Annotated in this window: 15 protein-coding genes; 10 read left to right on the top strand and 5 right to left on the bottom strand. The window is 26.5% G+C overall.

Translation table 11 applies throughout. From position 1 onward, the window contains the following. Positions 1–65 precede the first annotated feature (65 nt). From AOE55_RS01670 to AOE55_RS01660, 3 genes are read right to left on the bottom strand one after another with little or no spacing between them, the layout of a single operon-like run. Positions 66–722 carry a thiamine ABC transporter ATP-binding protein gene (locus tag AOE55_RS01670; protein ID WP_013087603.1) on the bottom strand — a complete coding sequence of 219 codons (657 nt, stop codon included), beginning with the start codon at positions 720–722 and terminating at the stop codon, positions 66–68. Beyond that, entirely contained in the window at positions 715–2319 is a 1605-nt protein-coding gene (locus tag AOE55_RS01665) for an ABC transporter permease subunit (RefSeq protein ID WP_013087472.1), read from the bottom strand. The genes AOE55_RS01670 and AOE55_RS01665 overlap by 8 nt, the downstream gene beginning before the upstream one ends. After that, positions 2295–3269 carry a thiamine ABC transporter substrate-binding protein gene (locus AOE55_RS01660; RefSeq protein WP_013087415.1) on the bottom strand — a complete coding sequence of 325 codons (975 nt, stop codon included), beginning with the start codon at positions 3267–3269 and terminating at the stop codon, positions 2295–2297. Before AOE55_RS01660 ends, AOE55_RS01665 begins: the two co-directional genes overlap by 25 nt. Before the next feature lie 446 nt (positions 3270–3715). On the opposite strand from AOE55_RS01660, the gene lgt reads away from it, so the two are divergent. From lgt to AOE55_RS01645, 3 genes are all read left to right on the top strand, one after another. Next, positions 3716–4567, top strand: a complete 852-nt coding sequence (lgt, locus tag AOE55_RS01655; RefSeq protein WP_013087669.1) for a prolipoprotein diacylglyceryl transferase — start codon at positions 3716–3718, stop codon at positions 4565–4567. A gap of 37 nt (positions 4568–4604) precedes the next feature. Beyond that, the gene (locus AOE55_RS01650; RefSeq protein ID WP_013087743.1) at positions 4605–5456 is read left to right on the top strand and encodes a thymidylate synthase; all 852 of its coding nucleotides are present in this window, start codon (positions 4605–4607) and stop codon (positions 5454–5456) included. A gap of 838 nt (positions 5457–6294) precedes the next feature. Next, entirely contained in the window at positions 6295–7506 is a 1212-nt protein-coding gene (locus tag AOE55_RS01645) for an N-acetylmuramoyl-L-alanine amidase family protein (RefSeq protein WP_080611734.1), read from the top strand. A 44-nt stretch (positions 7507–7550) separates the two neighbouring features. Here AOE55_RS01645 and dapD read toward each other — a convergent pair whose 3' ends face one another. Then, positions 7551–8372 carry a 2,3,4,5-tetrahydropyridine-2,6-dicarboxylate N-succinyltransferase gene (gene dapD / locus AOE55_RS01640; protein WP_080611732.1) on the bottom strand — a complete coding sequence of 274 codons (822 nt, stop codon included), beginning with the start codon at positions 8370–8372 and terminating at the stop codon, positions 7551–7553. Positions 8373–8546: 174 nt separating this feature from the next. Continuing rightward, entirely contained in the window at positions 8547–9320 is a 774-nt protein-coding gene (gene map, locus AOE55_RS01635; protein WP_013087774.1) for a type I methionyl aminopeptidase, read from the bottom strand. 336 nt (positions 9321–9656) lie between these two features. Between map and rpsB the strand changes: the two genes are divergently transcribed. The 7 genes from rpsB to AOE55_RS01600 all read left to right on the top strand — a co-directional run bounded on the left by rpsB (position 9657) and on the right by AOE55_RS01600 (position 15710). Continuing rightward, complete coding sequence (rpsB, locus tag AOE55_RS01630; protein WP_013087831.1) at positions 9657–10388, top strand: 30S ribosomal protein S2; 732 nt, start codon at positions 9657–9659, stop codon at positions 10386–10388. Between the two features lie 67 nt (positions 10389–10455). After that, on the top strand, positions 10456–11244 hold the full coding sequence (gene tsf / locus AOE55_RS01625; protein ID WP_013087645.1) for a translation elongation factor Ts: 789 nt from the start codon (positions 10456–10458) through the stop codon (positions 11242–11244). A gap of 164 nt (positions 11245–11408) precedes the next feature. Further along, positions 11409–12209: a UMP kinase gene (gene pyrH, locus AOE55_RS01620; protein ID WP_013087715.1), complete on the top strand. Its 801-nt coding sequence runs from the start codon at positions 11409–11411 to the stop codon at positions 12207–12209. Continuing rightward, complete coding sequence (locus AOE55_RS01615) at positions 12181–12738, top strand: ribosome-recycling factor (RefSeq protein ID WP_080611729.1); 558 nt, start codon at positions 12181–12183, stop codon at positions 12736–12738. The genes pyrH and AOE55_RS01615 overlap by 29 nt, the downstream gene beginning before the upstream one ends. A gap of 64 nt (positions 12739–12802) precedes the next feature. Beyond that, a complete protein-coding gene (gene ispC, locus AOE55_RS01610) occupies positions 12803–14011 on the top strand; it encodes a 1-deoxy-D-xylulose-5-phosphate reductoisomerase (protein ID WP_013087696.1) in 1209 nt (402 codons plus the stop codon). Positions 14012–14065: 54 nt separating this feature from the next. Then, entirely contained in the window at positions 14066–14824 is a 759-nt protein-coding gene (gene uppS / locus AOE55_RS01605; protein WP_013087900.1) for a polyprenyl diphosphate synthase, read from the top strand. Then, the gene (locus AOE55_RS01600) at positions 14799–15710 is read left to right on the top strand and encodes a phosphatidate cytidylyltransferase (protein WP_013087884.1); all 912 of its coding nucleotides are present in this window, start codon (positions 14799–14801) and stop codon (positions 15708–15710) included. Before uppS ends, AOE55_RS01600 begins: the two co-directional genes overlap by 26 nt. Positions 15711–15914: the final 204 nt, after the last annotated feature.

Raw genomic sequence — 15914 nt, 5'->3', positions numbered from 1 at the left:
GAGATTCGTTTTCATCTTCGATTTTTCTAAAACTCTTTTTAAGAATTAGAAAACAATAATAATAACTAGTGAAATTGTTTATGTTTTCCATCATATATGATCGATCCATTTTTCAGTATAATGGATCGATTAGTCATTTTGGATGCATCTTTCATATCATGCAAAACAATCAACAAGGTAATTCCATCTTTTTGACAAAACCGATTGAGAACTTTCAGTATTTTTCTTTTTGAATTACAATCAATTGAAGAAAAGGGTTCGTCCAACAGCATGATCGGCTTTTTTCGAATTAGACATCTAGCAAGAGCAACCAGCTGTTTTTGACCTCCAGAAATTTGATTTGGAAATTTATTCTTCTGTTCATTCAAGTCTATAATATCTATAATCTCATCCACTATTCTCTTATTCTTTACGGACAAACGTAAATTGTAAGAAACTCCGAGGGAAATATTTTGAAGAACAGTAAGATGAGAAAATAGGTTGTTATTCTGAAAAACAATAGAGATTGGACGAAAAGAAGGAGAAGCATAGGTATAATCAAAATTATTGATAAGTATTTTTCCTTTATTTGGACGAAAAAACCCAGCTATCAAATTTAATAATGTACTTTTTCCAGATCCATTTGGACCCAAAATGGAAACTTTTTCTCCTTTTTCAACCTGAAAGTTGAAAAACATCGATAGATCTTTATAACGATATAAAATAGATTGAGCTTTAATCATAATTTTTTTGAGAAAATATCTCTAAAAGTAAAAATAAAATTATATATAAAAGAAACATTAAAAGAGATACTGCCGATGCTTCTTTAGTATAAAAATGATTTAAATGATCGTATAAGTAATATGATAAAGTTAAAAATTTTTTTTCTTCAAATATTGAAAGAGCATTCATGTCTCCTAATGCAAAGAAACAAGAAAGAATGAAGGATTTTCTCATATCATATTTTAGTTTTCTATATTCAATTATGAAGAATCTGTTTAATCCAATAATTTTCAGAGATAAACACAAGTTATTATAATATTTGAATATATCATTCATAGGAATTTCCAAAATTTTTATTGAATATGGAATAAAAATTAAAGTATTAATGACAATTATTGATAAGTACGAAGATCGAATTTCGAAAAAATCATTTAAAAGGATTGATAACGCTGATACCAAACCTGTATTTGGCAACATAATTAGAATTAAACTGATTAGATGAAAAAGTTTATATGAGAAAAACATTTGATAAAAATATAGTTCTCTACTACTCCATAAAAACATAAGTGCAAACAAAGTACAAAAAAAGCCAGATCCAATCGCTATAATTACGGAATTCCAGAAAGATTTCCAAAAATAAAAATCTTTTAAAACCTTAATTAGTTCTATATTTATTCCATCTAAAATGATGGCTATCAATGGAGTGATGAAAAATATCATAGATAATAAAATTATTATCCTATTTGAAATAGTATCCTGATAAATTTCAGAACAATATCGATTTTTAAAAGATTCTTTATGATCATTTTCAATGATAGGAAATTTATTCAAACTTTCTAAAAAAACGACTAAACATAAACAAAACGTTAGTTGAATTATAGATAGAAAAGCAGCTTGCTGATAATTAGATTCATAATTTATCATCTGATAGATAGCCAGTTCTATCGTAGTAGAAGAAGGTCCTCCTCCTGTTATTAATATGATCGAGAAGTTAGAAAAAGATAATACGAACACTAGAATAAAAATAGGGAAAATTTGTCTTTTCAAATAGTACCATTCTATATTGAAAAAGTATTCCCAATGTTTCATTCCAATCTGATCGATGATCTTCCACTGATCATCTGAAATACTTCGAATAGATCGCAACAAAAGTTGTGTAGAAAAAGGTAAATTAATAAATACATTGGTCAATACGATTCCTTGGAATCCGTACATATTGAAGGAATATTCTACTTTAACAAGATTAAACATTTCAGAAATCCATCCAGAACGACCATATACTGTTAGAATTCCCATCGTAACTATTGTGGTTGGTAATACGAATGTTATCGAACTTAATTTTAAAAATATATTGCAAAAAAAACTATTTCGAAAATATATTTTCGATAAAAATATCGCTATTAATACTGAAAAAAAGGCAGAAAAAAATGCTTGAGAAAATGTAAACTTAATGACTTTCCAAAGATATTGATCGATAATAAGGTTTTGCCATTTAATATTTTCAGAATACGAAAATAGGACAAAAAACACGGAAAGTATAGAGGATGACATCAGTAAACATATCATGATACCTGGCAATAAAGAAATAGTTTTTACTGGATAACCGCGTGTAACCATTCTTGAATCCATTTTTGATAATTTTGATTAGTTTCTTGTATATCGAATTGAAGAAATTTTTTTGGTTCTGGAACAAAATCATATACTTTTGGGAGTTTGATGCGAATAGAAGGGTACATCCAATTGTATATAGATAGTTTTCTCTGTATTTTTGGAGAAAGAATAAAATCAACAAATTTTTTAGAAAGTTCCACATTTTGACTTCGTATAGATATTCCGATTAACTCTGTTTGCAAATAATGTCCTTCCTTGAAAATTATAGAGGAATAATCATAATTGTTCTTTTTAAGTAAAAAGAAACCTGGCGAAGAACTATAACTTAGAAAAAAGTCTCCTTCACCTTTTAAAAAAAGTTCATATGATTCCCCCCAACTTTTAGTCACTGTTACAGTTTTTCTTGCAATCTTTCTCCAAATTTCTGAACTATTTTTCTCATAAATTTTTTTGATCCAAAACAGCATTCCAAGACCTGAAGAACTTGTTCTTGGATCTTGATAAATAATTTTCCATGAGCTCTTCTCTGATATCAGTTCTTCAAAACTATCGGGAACTTTTAAAATTTTCTTATTATTATAGATAAATGCGAGATATCCGTAATTATATGGAATTAAAAATTTATTATATTCCTTCAGAGGAAATTTGAATTTTAAGTTTTTTATACGATATTCCAAAAAAAGATCTCTTATTTGAAGAGATCCAATTCGATTATCATTGATTCCAAGTATAATATCTGCAGAAAACTTTCTTTTATTTTTTTTTAAAATATTCAACAAAGTATTCTCATTCCAAAACGAGAAAAAATTTAAATTACAATCGTATTTTCTTTCAAATTCTGATTTTATCAAATCTTTAGGTCCCAGATTGGATGAAAATAGGTTGCAAGCATATATTGTTAAAGTAGGTTTTGCTTGAATAGAAAAGTTTATAAAAAAAATTAATAAAAGTTTCATGAATAATTTTGAGATAAATCTTTTCATAACACATTGAAGATTTTCTTTAAGAGAAGAATATGTTCGCTTTTATGAAAATGAGTTAAAATACTGATTTTAATAACTTTAACGATGACATATTTATTTGCTTGAAAGAACATTCTATTCTCTAGAATAGAAATCGATTTATGAGCAAATTGAATCATTTATGACGAATCTATGAAAGTTGTCGGATAATTTCATAAATTTAAATAAATCAATTTGTTTCTTAGAAGTTTTAAAGATCTGATAATTCTAATTTCATTATTTCCTGAAAAGAAAATATCGTATTAATCTTTCAAAATACTTTTTATAACAATTATATCTTCATCTCAAATAAATCAATGATTCTTTCAATGAGGATTAATTTCTTTATATTTGATAAAATGGAATCGTCTGATATTAAAGTTTTTATTTAAAACAAAATTATGGAAAGATATCATTATATTAAAAATAATATCAATCCAATAGCAATATCTTTTGGTAAGATAAATATATACTGGTATGGATTAATATTTTTTCTGATATTTATTATTTTTCGATTGTTTCTTATTAAGAAAATTTCTAAAAACAATCAAAAAATTAAGATATCTAAAATAGAAAACCTATTAAATCTTATATTTTTTGGAGCATGTATTGGAGGTAGATTAGGATACATATTTTTTTACAATTTTTCACTTTTTTTAAGTGATCCATATTGTATATTTTACATTTGGAAGGGAGGGATGTCTTTTCATGGAGGATTAGTTGGGGTTACAGTATCAATATGGATTTATAGTCAACTTACTCAAAAAAAATTTCTTGAAATAACAGATTCAATAGTAACCTTGATCCCAATTGGAATTGGTCTCGGAAGAATGGGTAATTTTATTAATGGAGAACTTTGGGGAAAAGTAACATTCGATATACCATGGGCAATAATTTTCCCAAGATCAATAAGAGATGATATCGAGTATGTTATGAGAAATCCAAAATTAATCCCATTTTTTAAAGAATTTTCAGCTCTTCCAAGACATCCTTCTCAAATTTATGAAATGTTTTTGGAAGGTTTTTGTTTATTTTTAATTTTAAATGCTTTGGAAAAGCGAAATCTTCCAACAGGAATTTTATCTGCTATTTTTTTGATTCTTTATGGAGCTTTCAGAATATTGGTTGAGATATTTCGTCAACCTGATTATCAAACAAATCCGTTTTATGGATGGAACATAGGTCAAATTTTATCATTACCAATGATTATCTTTGGTTTATTTATTTATCTAAATGTATTAAAAAATAGGTAATAACTAATCAAAATTGTATCTCTGACAGGATGATTCAATGAAACAATATATTGATTTATGTCGAAAAATAATTCATGAAGGTTGCTGGATTAAAAATAATCGAACTAAAACGAGATGTTTAACAATAATAAACGCTGATTTGGAATACGATGTGGAAAATAATCAATTTCCATTAATTACAACTAGAAAAATTTCTTATAAGTCAGCTATTTCAGAGATGATAGGTCATATCAGGGGTTATAGAAGTGCAAAACAATTCAGAGACTTAGGTTGTAATGTGTGGGAAGCTAATGCTAATCAAAACAAAAGTTGGTTAAGTAATCCATATAGAAAGGGTAGAGACGATCTTGGAAGAATATATGGAGTTCAAGGTCGATCTTGGAAGAAGCATGATGGTTCTCATCTGGATCAATTAAGAAAAGTTATACAACATCTTAAAGATGGAATAGATGATCGTGCAGAAATAATTACATTCTATAATCCGGGTGAGATCGAGATGGGTTGCTTAATTCCTTGTATGCATACGCATACATTTTCTATTTTAGATAAAAAATTATACCTGACTTCTTATCAAAGAAGTTGCGATGTCCCATTGGGACTCAGCTTTAACCAAATCCAGTGTTTTATCTTATTAGCTTTAGTAGCTCAAATAACCAACTATAAACCTGGAAAGGTCTATCATAAAATTGTAAATGCACATATATATGAAAATCAACTTTCTCTTATGAGAGATGTTCAATTAAAGCGATCTCCTTACCCTCTTTCTAAACTCATTATTAATCCAAAAATAAAAAAACTAGAAGATATTGAAAATTGGGTGAGTAGTGATGATTTTAAAGTAATAAACTATAGATTTCATGGAAAGATTAGTTATCCATTCAACGTGTAGCAATTACAATATATTTATTGAATAAAATCGATTCAAAGATTTTAATTTAAAAAATTATAAAATTTATTTTTCGTCATAAAACTTATGAAAAACGTTTTAGTTTACTATTTTTTAACGAAAATAGACTTCTATATCAATCTGAAATCGAATTTTAAAAAGCTCTGAGAAATATTTTATTAACATTTCAAAATGTCTAAATTACAAAATATTTTTGTAGAGCAACGATTTTAGAAAAAAGTCAGTTTATCTTTTAATTCCTAATATTTCGTATTTTGTACCTCTAGATTCCGTTGAATCAATTCGATTAAAAATTGAAAAATAAAGGACTGATTTAATAAATACTCTATCTAATTCTAAAAATTTCTTGTTTCGTAATATTCTTCATGTAATCCTATTAAGAATTTTTTATTTTAAATCAATAAAGGATTTTTGCAAAAATGTAATTTTTTTTTCAATCCAAATACTATTTTATATGCAGAGAGATTTCTGAAGAATGCATATTTTTGTCATTTTTTAAATCGATAAAGTAATCTCAATACTTTATTAATTGATCAAAAAATCTTCTTTTTCGGATGAATAAAAATTTCTTTAAAGACTTTCTTTTTTTTTTGAATAAATCGTTCATCAATTCAATTGATAATATGAATTTCAAAAATTAATTAATTGACTCTTTCTTAATAAGAAAGACTCTATTATTTATAGAGCATAAGGAGAAAGAATTTGATATTCATTGAACATAATTCTATTATGATAAAAATTTTTAAGTTTTTGTTCAATTAGTTTTTGATTTTTTTAATGAAGTTAGTATAGATCATGAAATTATTAAAAAATTTATAGAATGTTAAATATAATGGAAGCTTTGGAAAAGGAGGTTCTATTCAATTTCTTGTTGAATAAAAAAACGATTATAGTATTATTTTCAATTTTAATTTATCTTTTTTTCTATTGTTTTTCTTTTGAATTTTCTTATGTTAAAATCGAGATTAAGAAAATTTTTCCAATAACAATTAAAAACAATCAAAAATCTAAAAATTATCAAGTTTCCACGAAAAAATCGAAAAGAATACTGCTAAATTCAAAAAAATCTTTTTTAAAAAATATTAATTTTTCATGTTTTAAACACTCTCAAATCCATCAGAATCATCAATCTTATCTCGCATTTCTTTTAAGAAGAAACCATCAAGATTATCTCAAAGAATTCTTCTTTTTTTTTCAAAAAAGTTTGAAAGTTAAAAATGTAGATCTCTATTCGTTTTGTAAAAAACAGAATGATCAAAATTTCATAGAAAAAATTCAATATAAAAAATACTTTTCCGAAATATCAAAAGAAAAAAAATTAGTTCGATTAAACTCAAAAAAATTAAATGTTTCAAAAAAGAAAAATAAAAAAAATCTTTTAATAATTATGATTGATCCTGGGCATGGAGGAGAAGATCCAGGAGCCATAGGAAAATATGGAACTTTGGAAAAAGATGTTGTTTTAAGTATCTCAAAAAAATTGAATAAGTTGATTAATTCGAATATTACGATGAAATCTTATATGACTAGAAAAGAAGACAAGTTCATCTCTCTAAGCGAGAGAATTTATAAAACTCATCGATTAAAAGCAAATTTATTAATCTCAATTCATGCGAATTCTTGTAAAAATAGAAATGCTTTCGGTTCCTCTGTATTCATATTTTCTAAAGAACAAAAGAACGATTTTTGTCAGAATGATTTATTACAAAGTTGTCTTTCTTTAAAAAATTTAAAAAACAAAAAAGAAAATATGAACAATCAAATAGAGACCATTCGAAATAGTTTTAAATTAGGATGCTACATTTTAAAAAAAATTTCTACAGTCAACAAATTACATAAAAAAGAGGTGGAAACCGCTAACTTTGTTATTCTTGGAATGCCTAAGGTTCCTTCCGTTTTAGTAGAAACCGCATTTATAAGTAATGCAGAAGAAGAAAAAAACTTAAACAAATTACGATTTCAAAAAAAAATAGCGGAGTCTATATTTCAAGGAATTAAATTATATTCTGAAACGAACTTGAAAAAATTATAGATATCATCCATCATCCAAAAGAGTTATCTTTTTGTATTTCTATTCTAAACACTTCTCAATAGAGAATTGATAGATACTTTCTTTCTTGTATTTTTATCTACTTTTTTTGCAATGATAGCACAATACATACCAAATTTTCCACTTTCATCTGGAATAACACCAGGTATCACAACTGATCCAGAGGGAACTAATCCATAACTGATTTTATCTTGCTCTCTATCATAAATCTTTGTACTCTTACTAATATAAACACCCATCGAAATTACAGAGTATTTTTCCACGATCACTCCTTCAGTTATTTCAGATCTGGCGCCTATAAAACAATAGTCCTCAATAATGGTTGGATCTTCTTGAATTGGTTCTAAAACTCCTCCTATTCCAACTCCACCAGATATATGTACATGATTTCCGATTTGTGCACCAGAGCCAATGGTAGACCATGTATCTATCATAGTTCCTTCTCCAATGTAAGCGCCAATATTAACGTAACAGGGCATAAGCACTGTTCTTTTTCCAATAAAAGATCCATATCTTACTGTAGCAATTGGAACAACTCTAATTTTTTTCTCTTGGAAACTATCAAAATCGTATTTGAAAAACTTAGAATTAATTTTATCGAAATATGTTGTTCTTTCTTCAAGAAAGATTCTATTTTTTTTTATCTTAAAGTAAATTAGTATAGCTTTCTTTACCCAGTGGTTAGTTTTCCAGATATTGTTAGTTTTTTCGGCAAGTCTGACTTTTCCGTTATTTAAATCAGATATTATTTGAAAAACTGAACATTTTGTTTTTTGATCGACATTATCTGAATTTATTTTTTCGATATTTTTAAATACATCTTCTATATATTCTTTCATTCGATTCATGATATTGAAAACAAATATTTGAAAATAATTAAAAATTTTCACAAAATTAGTTCTAAAGTTTTTTTCGTAGAATTGGAATTCATAATAATCTATTAAAGATAAAACTATTAAAATCTATCTATTAATAGCTAAAACAAGAAAGAATCATTTTGGGAATCTAACAAAAAATTTTTCTTAAAAAAAAGATTCTTCTTTTCTCAAAGTTAAAATTTCATATCCACTTTTTGTGACTAAAATGGTATGTTCATACTGTGCTGATAAACTTTTGTCAACTGTTTTTACAGTCCATCCATCTTCCATAATCTTAGATTCTTCACTTCCATAGTTAATCATTGGTTCTATAGTAAAAATCATACCTGGTTGAAGTTTAATTCCTTTATCTTCTGCATCATAATGTAAAATTGGAGGATCTTCATGAAAGGATCTTCCAATTCCATGACCACAATATTCCCTAACAATTGAAAATTGATGTTTCCTAACAAAATTTTGAATTGTTTTTCCAATAGATCGTAATGATAATCCTGGCTTAATAATTTTTATTGCGATATACAAACTAAGTTGCGCTATTTTACATAAATTTTTACTATTTACTTCTGGTTTTCCAACAAAAAACATTTTAGATGTATCTCCATAAAAGCCATCTTTAAAAACTGCTACATCTATATTAATAATATCTTTTTCTTTTAATATTTCTTTTTCACTCGGTACTCCATGACAAATTACATCATTTACGGATGTGCAAATAGATTTTGGAAACCCATGATAATTTAAACATGCTGGAATAGCTTTCATTTCTTTTGTAATATAGTCATGACAAATTCGATCAATTTCTCCAGTAGATATTCCAGGTAGAATATACGGCTCTATGAATTCCAATACTTTAGCCGAAATTCTTCCGACAATTCGCATTTTTTGAATTTCTTCTTTTGTTTTAATCAAATTAATCATATTTTTTTGAAAAGTGAAAAATCATAAAAATTATTTAAGAACAGAAATGTAAAATTTATTCAAAGATAATAAATTTTTTTCTGAAATATATTTCAGTTTAATTAGATTTAAAAGATATTTTTGACATAACAATCTTTTTATCCTATTAATTCAGTTTTTTTTAGATACATAATACTTAATTTTATGTAAAATATAAAATATCATATTTCAAAAATGATTTGTGCTCATTTTTTTATAAAATTTGTTTTTTCGTCCATCAATGAAATTTGAACTATTTTAATATATCATAATCATATGAAACGTTGATTAAAAATTCAAGTTAAAGGAAATCGAACAATGCACTTTTCAATATCAGAAATGATTGAATGTGGAGTACATTTTGGTCATCAGAGAAGATACTGGAATCCAAAGATGAAAGATTATATTTTTGGTGTTCAAAACAACATTCATATAATAGATTTAGAAAAAACATCTCTTTTATTGCGTTCAGCTTCTGAAAAAATTAATAAAATTGTTGAAAGAAGAGGTAAAATTTTATTTGTTGGCACTAAAAGATCCGCTAGCTCTTTGATAAAAGAATCTGCTATTTATTGCGAACAATATTTTGTAAATAAAAGATGGTTAGGCGGGACATTAACAAATTGGAAAACAGTTCGTCAATCTATTAAAAAACTTAATGAGTTAGAATCTCAAATACGAGATGGCATTTTTAAAAAGTTAACCAAAAAGGAAGCTTTAATTCGAACCAGAAAATTTCAAAAATTAGAGAATAGTTTAGGTGGAATTAAAAAAATGTCAATGTTACCAGATGCAATGTTTATTATCGATGTAGAACATGAAAAAATTGCAGTTAAAGAGGCTAATATTCTAAATATTCAAACTTTTGCAATAGTTGACACTAACTCCAATCCAGACGGGATTGATCATGTTATTCCTGGAAATGATGATTCGATTAAATCGATTAAATTTTATTTAGAATATATTTCTCATTCGATTCGGATGACACAAGAGAAATCTAAAAATAATATAGATAAAAAATATGTCAATGATGTTTTTATTCATAGTTAATTACAATTTTAAAAATGAATCCACTATGAACTTAGCAAAAATTGTTTAAGACTATAGGAAACTCAATATGTCGAAAAAAATCAATTCATATCTAAATTTGATCAAAGAGATTCGAGAGAAAACCGGAGCCAATATATTGGAATGCAGAGCTGCATTAAATAAATTTCCGGAAAATATCGACTTAGCGATAAATCTAATTCAGAAAAATAAGAAAAAAAAAGCCAAAGAAAAATATGGGAACAAAACTCAAGTAGGATCAATTGGCTTAAAAATTTCTGAAGACAGAACATTTGGTGTTTTACTAAAAATAAAATGCGAAACTGAATTTTTAGCTAGAAGTTTTGAATTTCTAAAATTCAAAAAAAAAATTATGAGTTCTATTGTTCAAGAAAAAATATTTAAAATTTGTTCTATTAGAAAATATTTCACTCATGAAATAAATGAAATGATATTGCAATCTAAAGAAAACGTAAAAATTGAAAATTTTTCTATTCTAGAAGGTAGAAAAGTGTACGGATATTTACATAGAAATCAAATTGGAGTGCTTGTTCATATAGAAAACTCTAGCAAAATTTTTGGAAAACAAATCGCTATGCAAATAGTAGCTAATGAATCAAAATACATTGATAGATCTGATATGATAAAGAAGACTTTAAAAAAAAAGAAAGATTTATCAATAGAAACTAAAAAAAATGACATTATTTCAGACAAATCAATTGAAAGTGCGACTGATTGTTCTACCGATAACTCTATTCTAGTTGAACAACCATTTATCTTTGATACTCAGAGAAAAGTTTGGCAATTACTACAAGAGAATAAGTCAAAAATAGTTGACTTTATCATCATGAAAATATAGAAATCTTTAAAAATTCTATTCAAATAAGACGTTCTTTTTGAGAATGGATTTTCTGAAGCAAAATTTAAATTCTTTCAAATTTATTTAAGAATTTCCAAACAAAAATATAAAAAACATTAATTTTATAAATAACATACCATATAATTGATCAAATCAACCATAAAATGTTTTATCAAACTCCTAAGCCGATATATCAAAGAATTTTACTAAAAATTAGTGGAGAAATTTTAAGGGGATCTCAGAATTATGGAATAGATCCAGTTGTTCTAAATCGCATAGCAATAGAAATTAAGGAATTAGTGGGATTATCAGTACAAATTGGGATAGTAATTGGAGGAGGTAATTTTCTGAGAGGGGATCGATTAGAAAAGTTTGGTATTGAAAGAGTTTCAGCTGATCATATGGGAATGTTAGCTACCGTTATAAACGGATTAGCAATGAATGATGCGTTAAATCAAGCCAAAGTTCAAAATAAATTAATGTGTTCAATTTCACTGAACGGAATATGTAAAAGATACAATTGGACAGAAGCAATTGATCTTCTTAGAAATAACAAGGTAGTGATATTTTCAGGAGGAATAGGTAATCCTTTCTTTACAACAGATTCTGCAGCATGTTTAAGAGGAATTGAAATTAGAGCAGATTTGATTTTAAAAGCAACCAAAGTGGACGGAATATACTCAAGTGATCCCTCAAAAAGTAAAGATGCTATACTTTATGAAAACCTTACTTATCAAGAAGTTATACAAAAAGAACTTAAAATAATGGATTTGACTGCACTTGACTTAGCTAGAAATCACGATTTTCCAATTCGTATATTCAATATTAATAAATCTGGTGCATTATTTCGGATTATTACTGGATCAAAAGAAGGTACCTTGGTTTCTTCGAAAAATAAAAGACAATTGCAACTTTTACGTAAGACTAGAGGTAAATATGATTCAAAATTTAAAAATAGAAGTTAAAAAAAATATGAATCAGATTGTTCGTTCTTTCGAGAAGAGAATTAATAAAATACGTTCAGAAAAGATCGATCCAAACATTTTAGAAAAAGTTTCAGTATTTTGTTACGGATCTCAAACTCCTTTAAACAAAATTTCTTTAATTTCTTCTAAGAATTCTCGTACTTTATCTATTACCGTCTTCGATCGTTCTTTAATTAAAATAGTTAAAGAAGAAATTCTTAAATTGAGATTGGATTGTCAAATATTCTTATCTGAAAATGTTATCAAATTGGTTTTTCCACTAATTACCGAAGAAAGGAGGAAAAATCTAATTAAGATAGTTCAAAAAATGGCGGAAACTGAAAAAATTTCCATTAGAAAAATTAGAAAAGTAACCAAAGATAAGATAAAAACATTAATTAAATCTAAAAAAATTGATGAAGATAACGGAAAAGTAATATACATGGAAATACAAGATTACACAGACACATTTATTAAAAAGATTGATGTGATTTTAAAAGAAAAAGAACGAAGTTTACTTCATTTCTAAATTAAATTTCTGTTCTCTAAATCTTTCAAAAAGATTTAAATTTAAAAAGATATTTAAAAAAGTCATGCAAAAAATGATTCAAATAGTCGTATTAGGTTCAACTGGATCAATTGGAAAAATAGTTTTATCAATCGTTAGAAAGTATCCAAGAAAATTTAAAATAATCGCTTTAGTTGCAAATAATAATGTTCAATTAATTTCCGAGCAATGTATAGAATTTTCTCCAAAATATGTCATATTATCAAACGAACGTTCTTCTAAAATTCTTAATGAGATCTTAAAAAACAATCAATGTCCTACTAAAGTTTTATTTGGAAAAAACAAGTTTGAAGAACTATCTAACATAAATTCAGTAAACTATATAGTTTCAGCTATTACTGGAATAGATGGATTGATTCCAACAATTAAATTTGTACGAAAAGGAAGAAAAATACTATTAGCTAACAAAGAATCTTTAATATCCTGTGGAAAGTTATTCTTAGAAGAAGTAAAAAAATACGAATCTCAAATATTACCCATAGATAGTGAAATTAATGCCATCTTTCGAATGTTACCGAAAGATTTTCATTCCAATTTAGGTTTTTTTAATCTCGAAAAAATTGGAATAAATAAGATTACGTTAACTGGATCAGGAGGTCCTTTTTTAACTCTTTCAAACTCTCAACTCGATTCAATAACTCCAGAAGAAGCTTGTCGTCATCCGAAATGGAAGATGGGAAAAAAAATTTCTGTAGATTCAGCTACTATGATCAATAAAGGATTTGAATATATCGAAGCAAAATATTTTTTTAACATTGATTTTGATCAAATAGAAATTCTAATTCATCCCCAATCCGTTGTTCACGCAATGATTCACTGCATAGATGGAAGTGTTATCGCCAAACTTGGAGTACCCAAAATGATAACTGCCATAAGTTATGGTATGTTTTATCCATCTCAATGTGATAAAAGTATTCAAGAGACTTTAGATTTAAAAAAAATTCATTCTTTGACTTTTTTGAAACCAAATTATGAAAAGTATCCTTGTTTAAAGCTTGTGATGGAAGTTTGTCAATCTGGAAGACAATCTAAGGTGACAGCATTGAATGCTGCAAATGAAATAGCGGTATCTGCTTTCCTATCTAGGAAAATTAAATTTACAGATATTTTTAAAATCAATAGCGAAGTTTTAGAGAGGTCAAATTTTCAAGAGCCGAAAACTATTGAAGAAATAGTAGATATCGATTTTGAATCCAGAAAAATAGCCATACAACAAGTTAAATCATATCATTGAATTTTGTGTGCTTAGTTTAAAAAAAAATTCAAAACGATTATCTACAAAATAAAAATGAACAATATTGGAGAAAAAAAAAATAATCATCTAAAATTCGATTTTCCGAAACATGTCGCTATAATCATGGATGGAAATAGAAGATGGGCAAAAAGAAATGGAAAATCTACGATACAAGGACATATAGCGGGAGTAACATCTGCTCAAAAAGCAATAAAATATGCTCTAAATAATAATATTGTTTCACTAACTTTGTTTGCTTTTAGTAAAGAAAATTGGAATAGATCTGAAAAAGAAATTTCTTCTTTGATAAGATTATTTTCTTTTTTCTTGGGAAAGAAAACTTTTGAAAGATTCAAGATACATAATATTAGATTATTCATTATTGGAGAAATAAATCAATTTGGAAAAAGTATTCAAAAAAAAGTACAAAATATTGTAAATTTAACAAAAAATAATATCAAACTAAATTTAAATATTGCAGTCAATTATAGCGGAAGATGGGATATTTTACGTAGTATAAAAACAATAATCAAAAAAGTTCAAGAAGGTTCCATCCTGATAGAAGACATCCGAGAACATACCATAAATCGTTTTATCTGTCTGAACGATCAACCGGACGTAGATCTAGTTATCAGAACAGGTAGAGAATATAGAATAAGTAATTTTCTACTTTGGCAAATAGCATATTCCGAACTATATTTTACGGATATACTCTGGCCTGACTTCACTGAAGAAGTTTTTCAAGAAGCAATAACGAATTTCAATATGAGAGAAAGAAGATTTGGTAATGCAAATGTCACTAAAATACGATAAAAATCTTTCAAACTTTAGTCATCGATTAGTTTCTTCTATTTTTCTAATTCCAATTGTCATCTTCTCTATCTTTTTGTTATCTTCCAGAATGGTGGTTCAAGTATCTGCATTCGTATCAACTCTAGCTGCTTGGGAATGGTCACAGTTTATTGGGTTCAAAAAACAATTCAAGAAATTAATTTATGCTTTTCTATTCGGATTCTCTCTGCTATTTTTAGAATTTTTTTTCATTAATTTAGATGAATTCATGATGAATCAAATTATGAAAATTATTCTTATAATAGGTTCAATATGGTGGTTTTTTGCAATAATTTTAATCACAACTTTTCCAAAATCCTCAAAAATTTGGGGAAATTCTTCCGTTCTAAAATCTTTATTTTACGTACTAACAATTTTTCCGTTTAACTTTTGCATAATTTTTTTAAAAGATATGCACAGAAATGATCATCCAACAATTGGAAGTTGGTTGATACTATATGTAATACTTTTAGTTTGGGTGTTCGATATAAGTTCTTATTTTTTTGGAAAAATGTTAGGAAAAAAAAAATTAGCAGAACATGTTTCTCCTAACAAAACAATAGAAGGTGTGTTGGGAGGAATGGCATGTTCTCAAATTTTTTCTTGGACATTTTTTTACATTAATACATCTATTTTTTTAGGATCGAAATATCAGATTTTTTTTTCTTCTTTAATTATTGTAATAATTTCTATCTTTGGAGATCTATTGGAAAGCATGTTTAAAAGGAAGTTTGGAATCAAAGATACTGGAAGAATTATTCCAGGTCATGGAGGAATTTTAGATAGAATAGATAGTTTAACATCAGCTATTCCTACGTTTATCGTATTTCTTAAACTATTCACTTATGACCAATTTATAAAAGTTTAGTCATTTGTTTTAGAAACTAAATAGTAAAAAACATAACTCATCATTTTTTTTGATAAAAATAAGAGAAGAAAGAATATTAAAGATTTAGATATCTCTTTAAAAGAGAACATACTATTTTCTATCTTTCCTTCAATTATTAATGTATTTGAATAAATTATCGAATTATATTTATATTTCTTTTGATACATAAAGCATTTTAATAAC

The sequence above is a fragment of the Candidatus Riesia pediculicola genome, from assembly GCF_002073915.1.
In the GTDB taxonomy this organism is placed as follows: Bacteria; Pseudomonadota; Gammaproteobacteria; order Enterobacterales; family Enterobacteriaceae; genus Riesia; species Riesia pediculicola.
The sequence above is the reverse complement of the archived record's forward strand: the minus strand, read 5'-3'. Positions and strand labels throughout refer to the sequence as shown.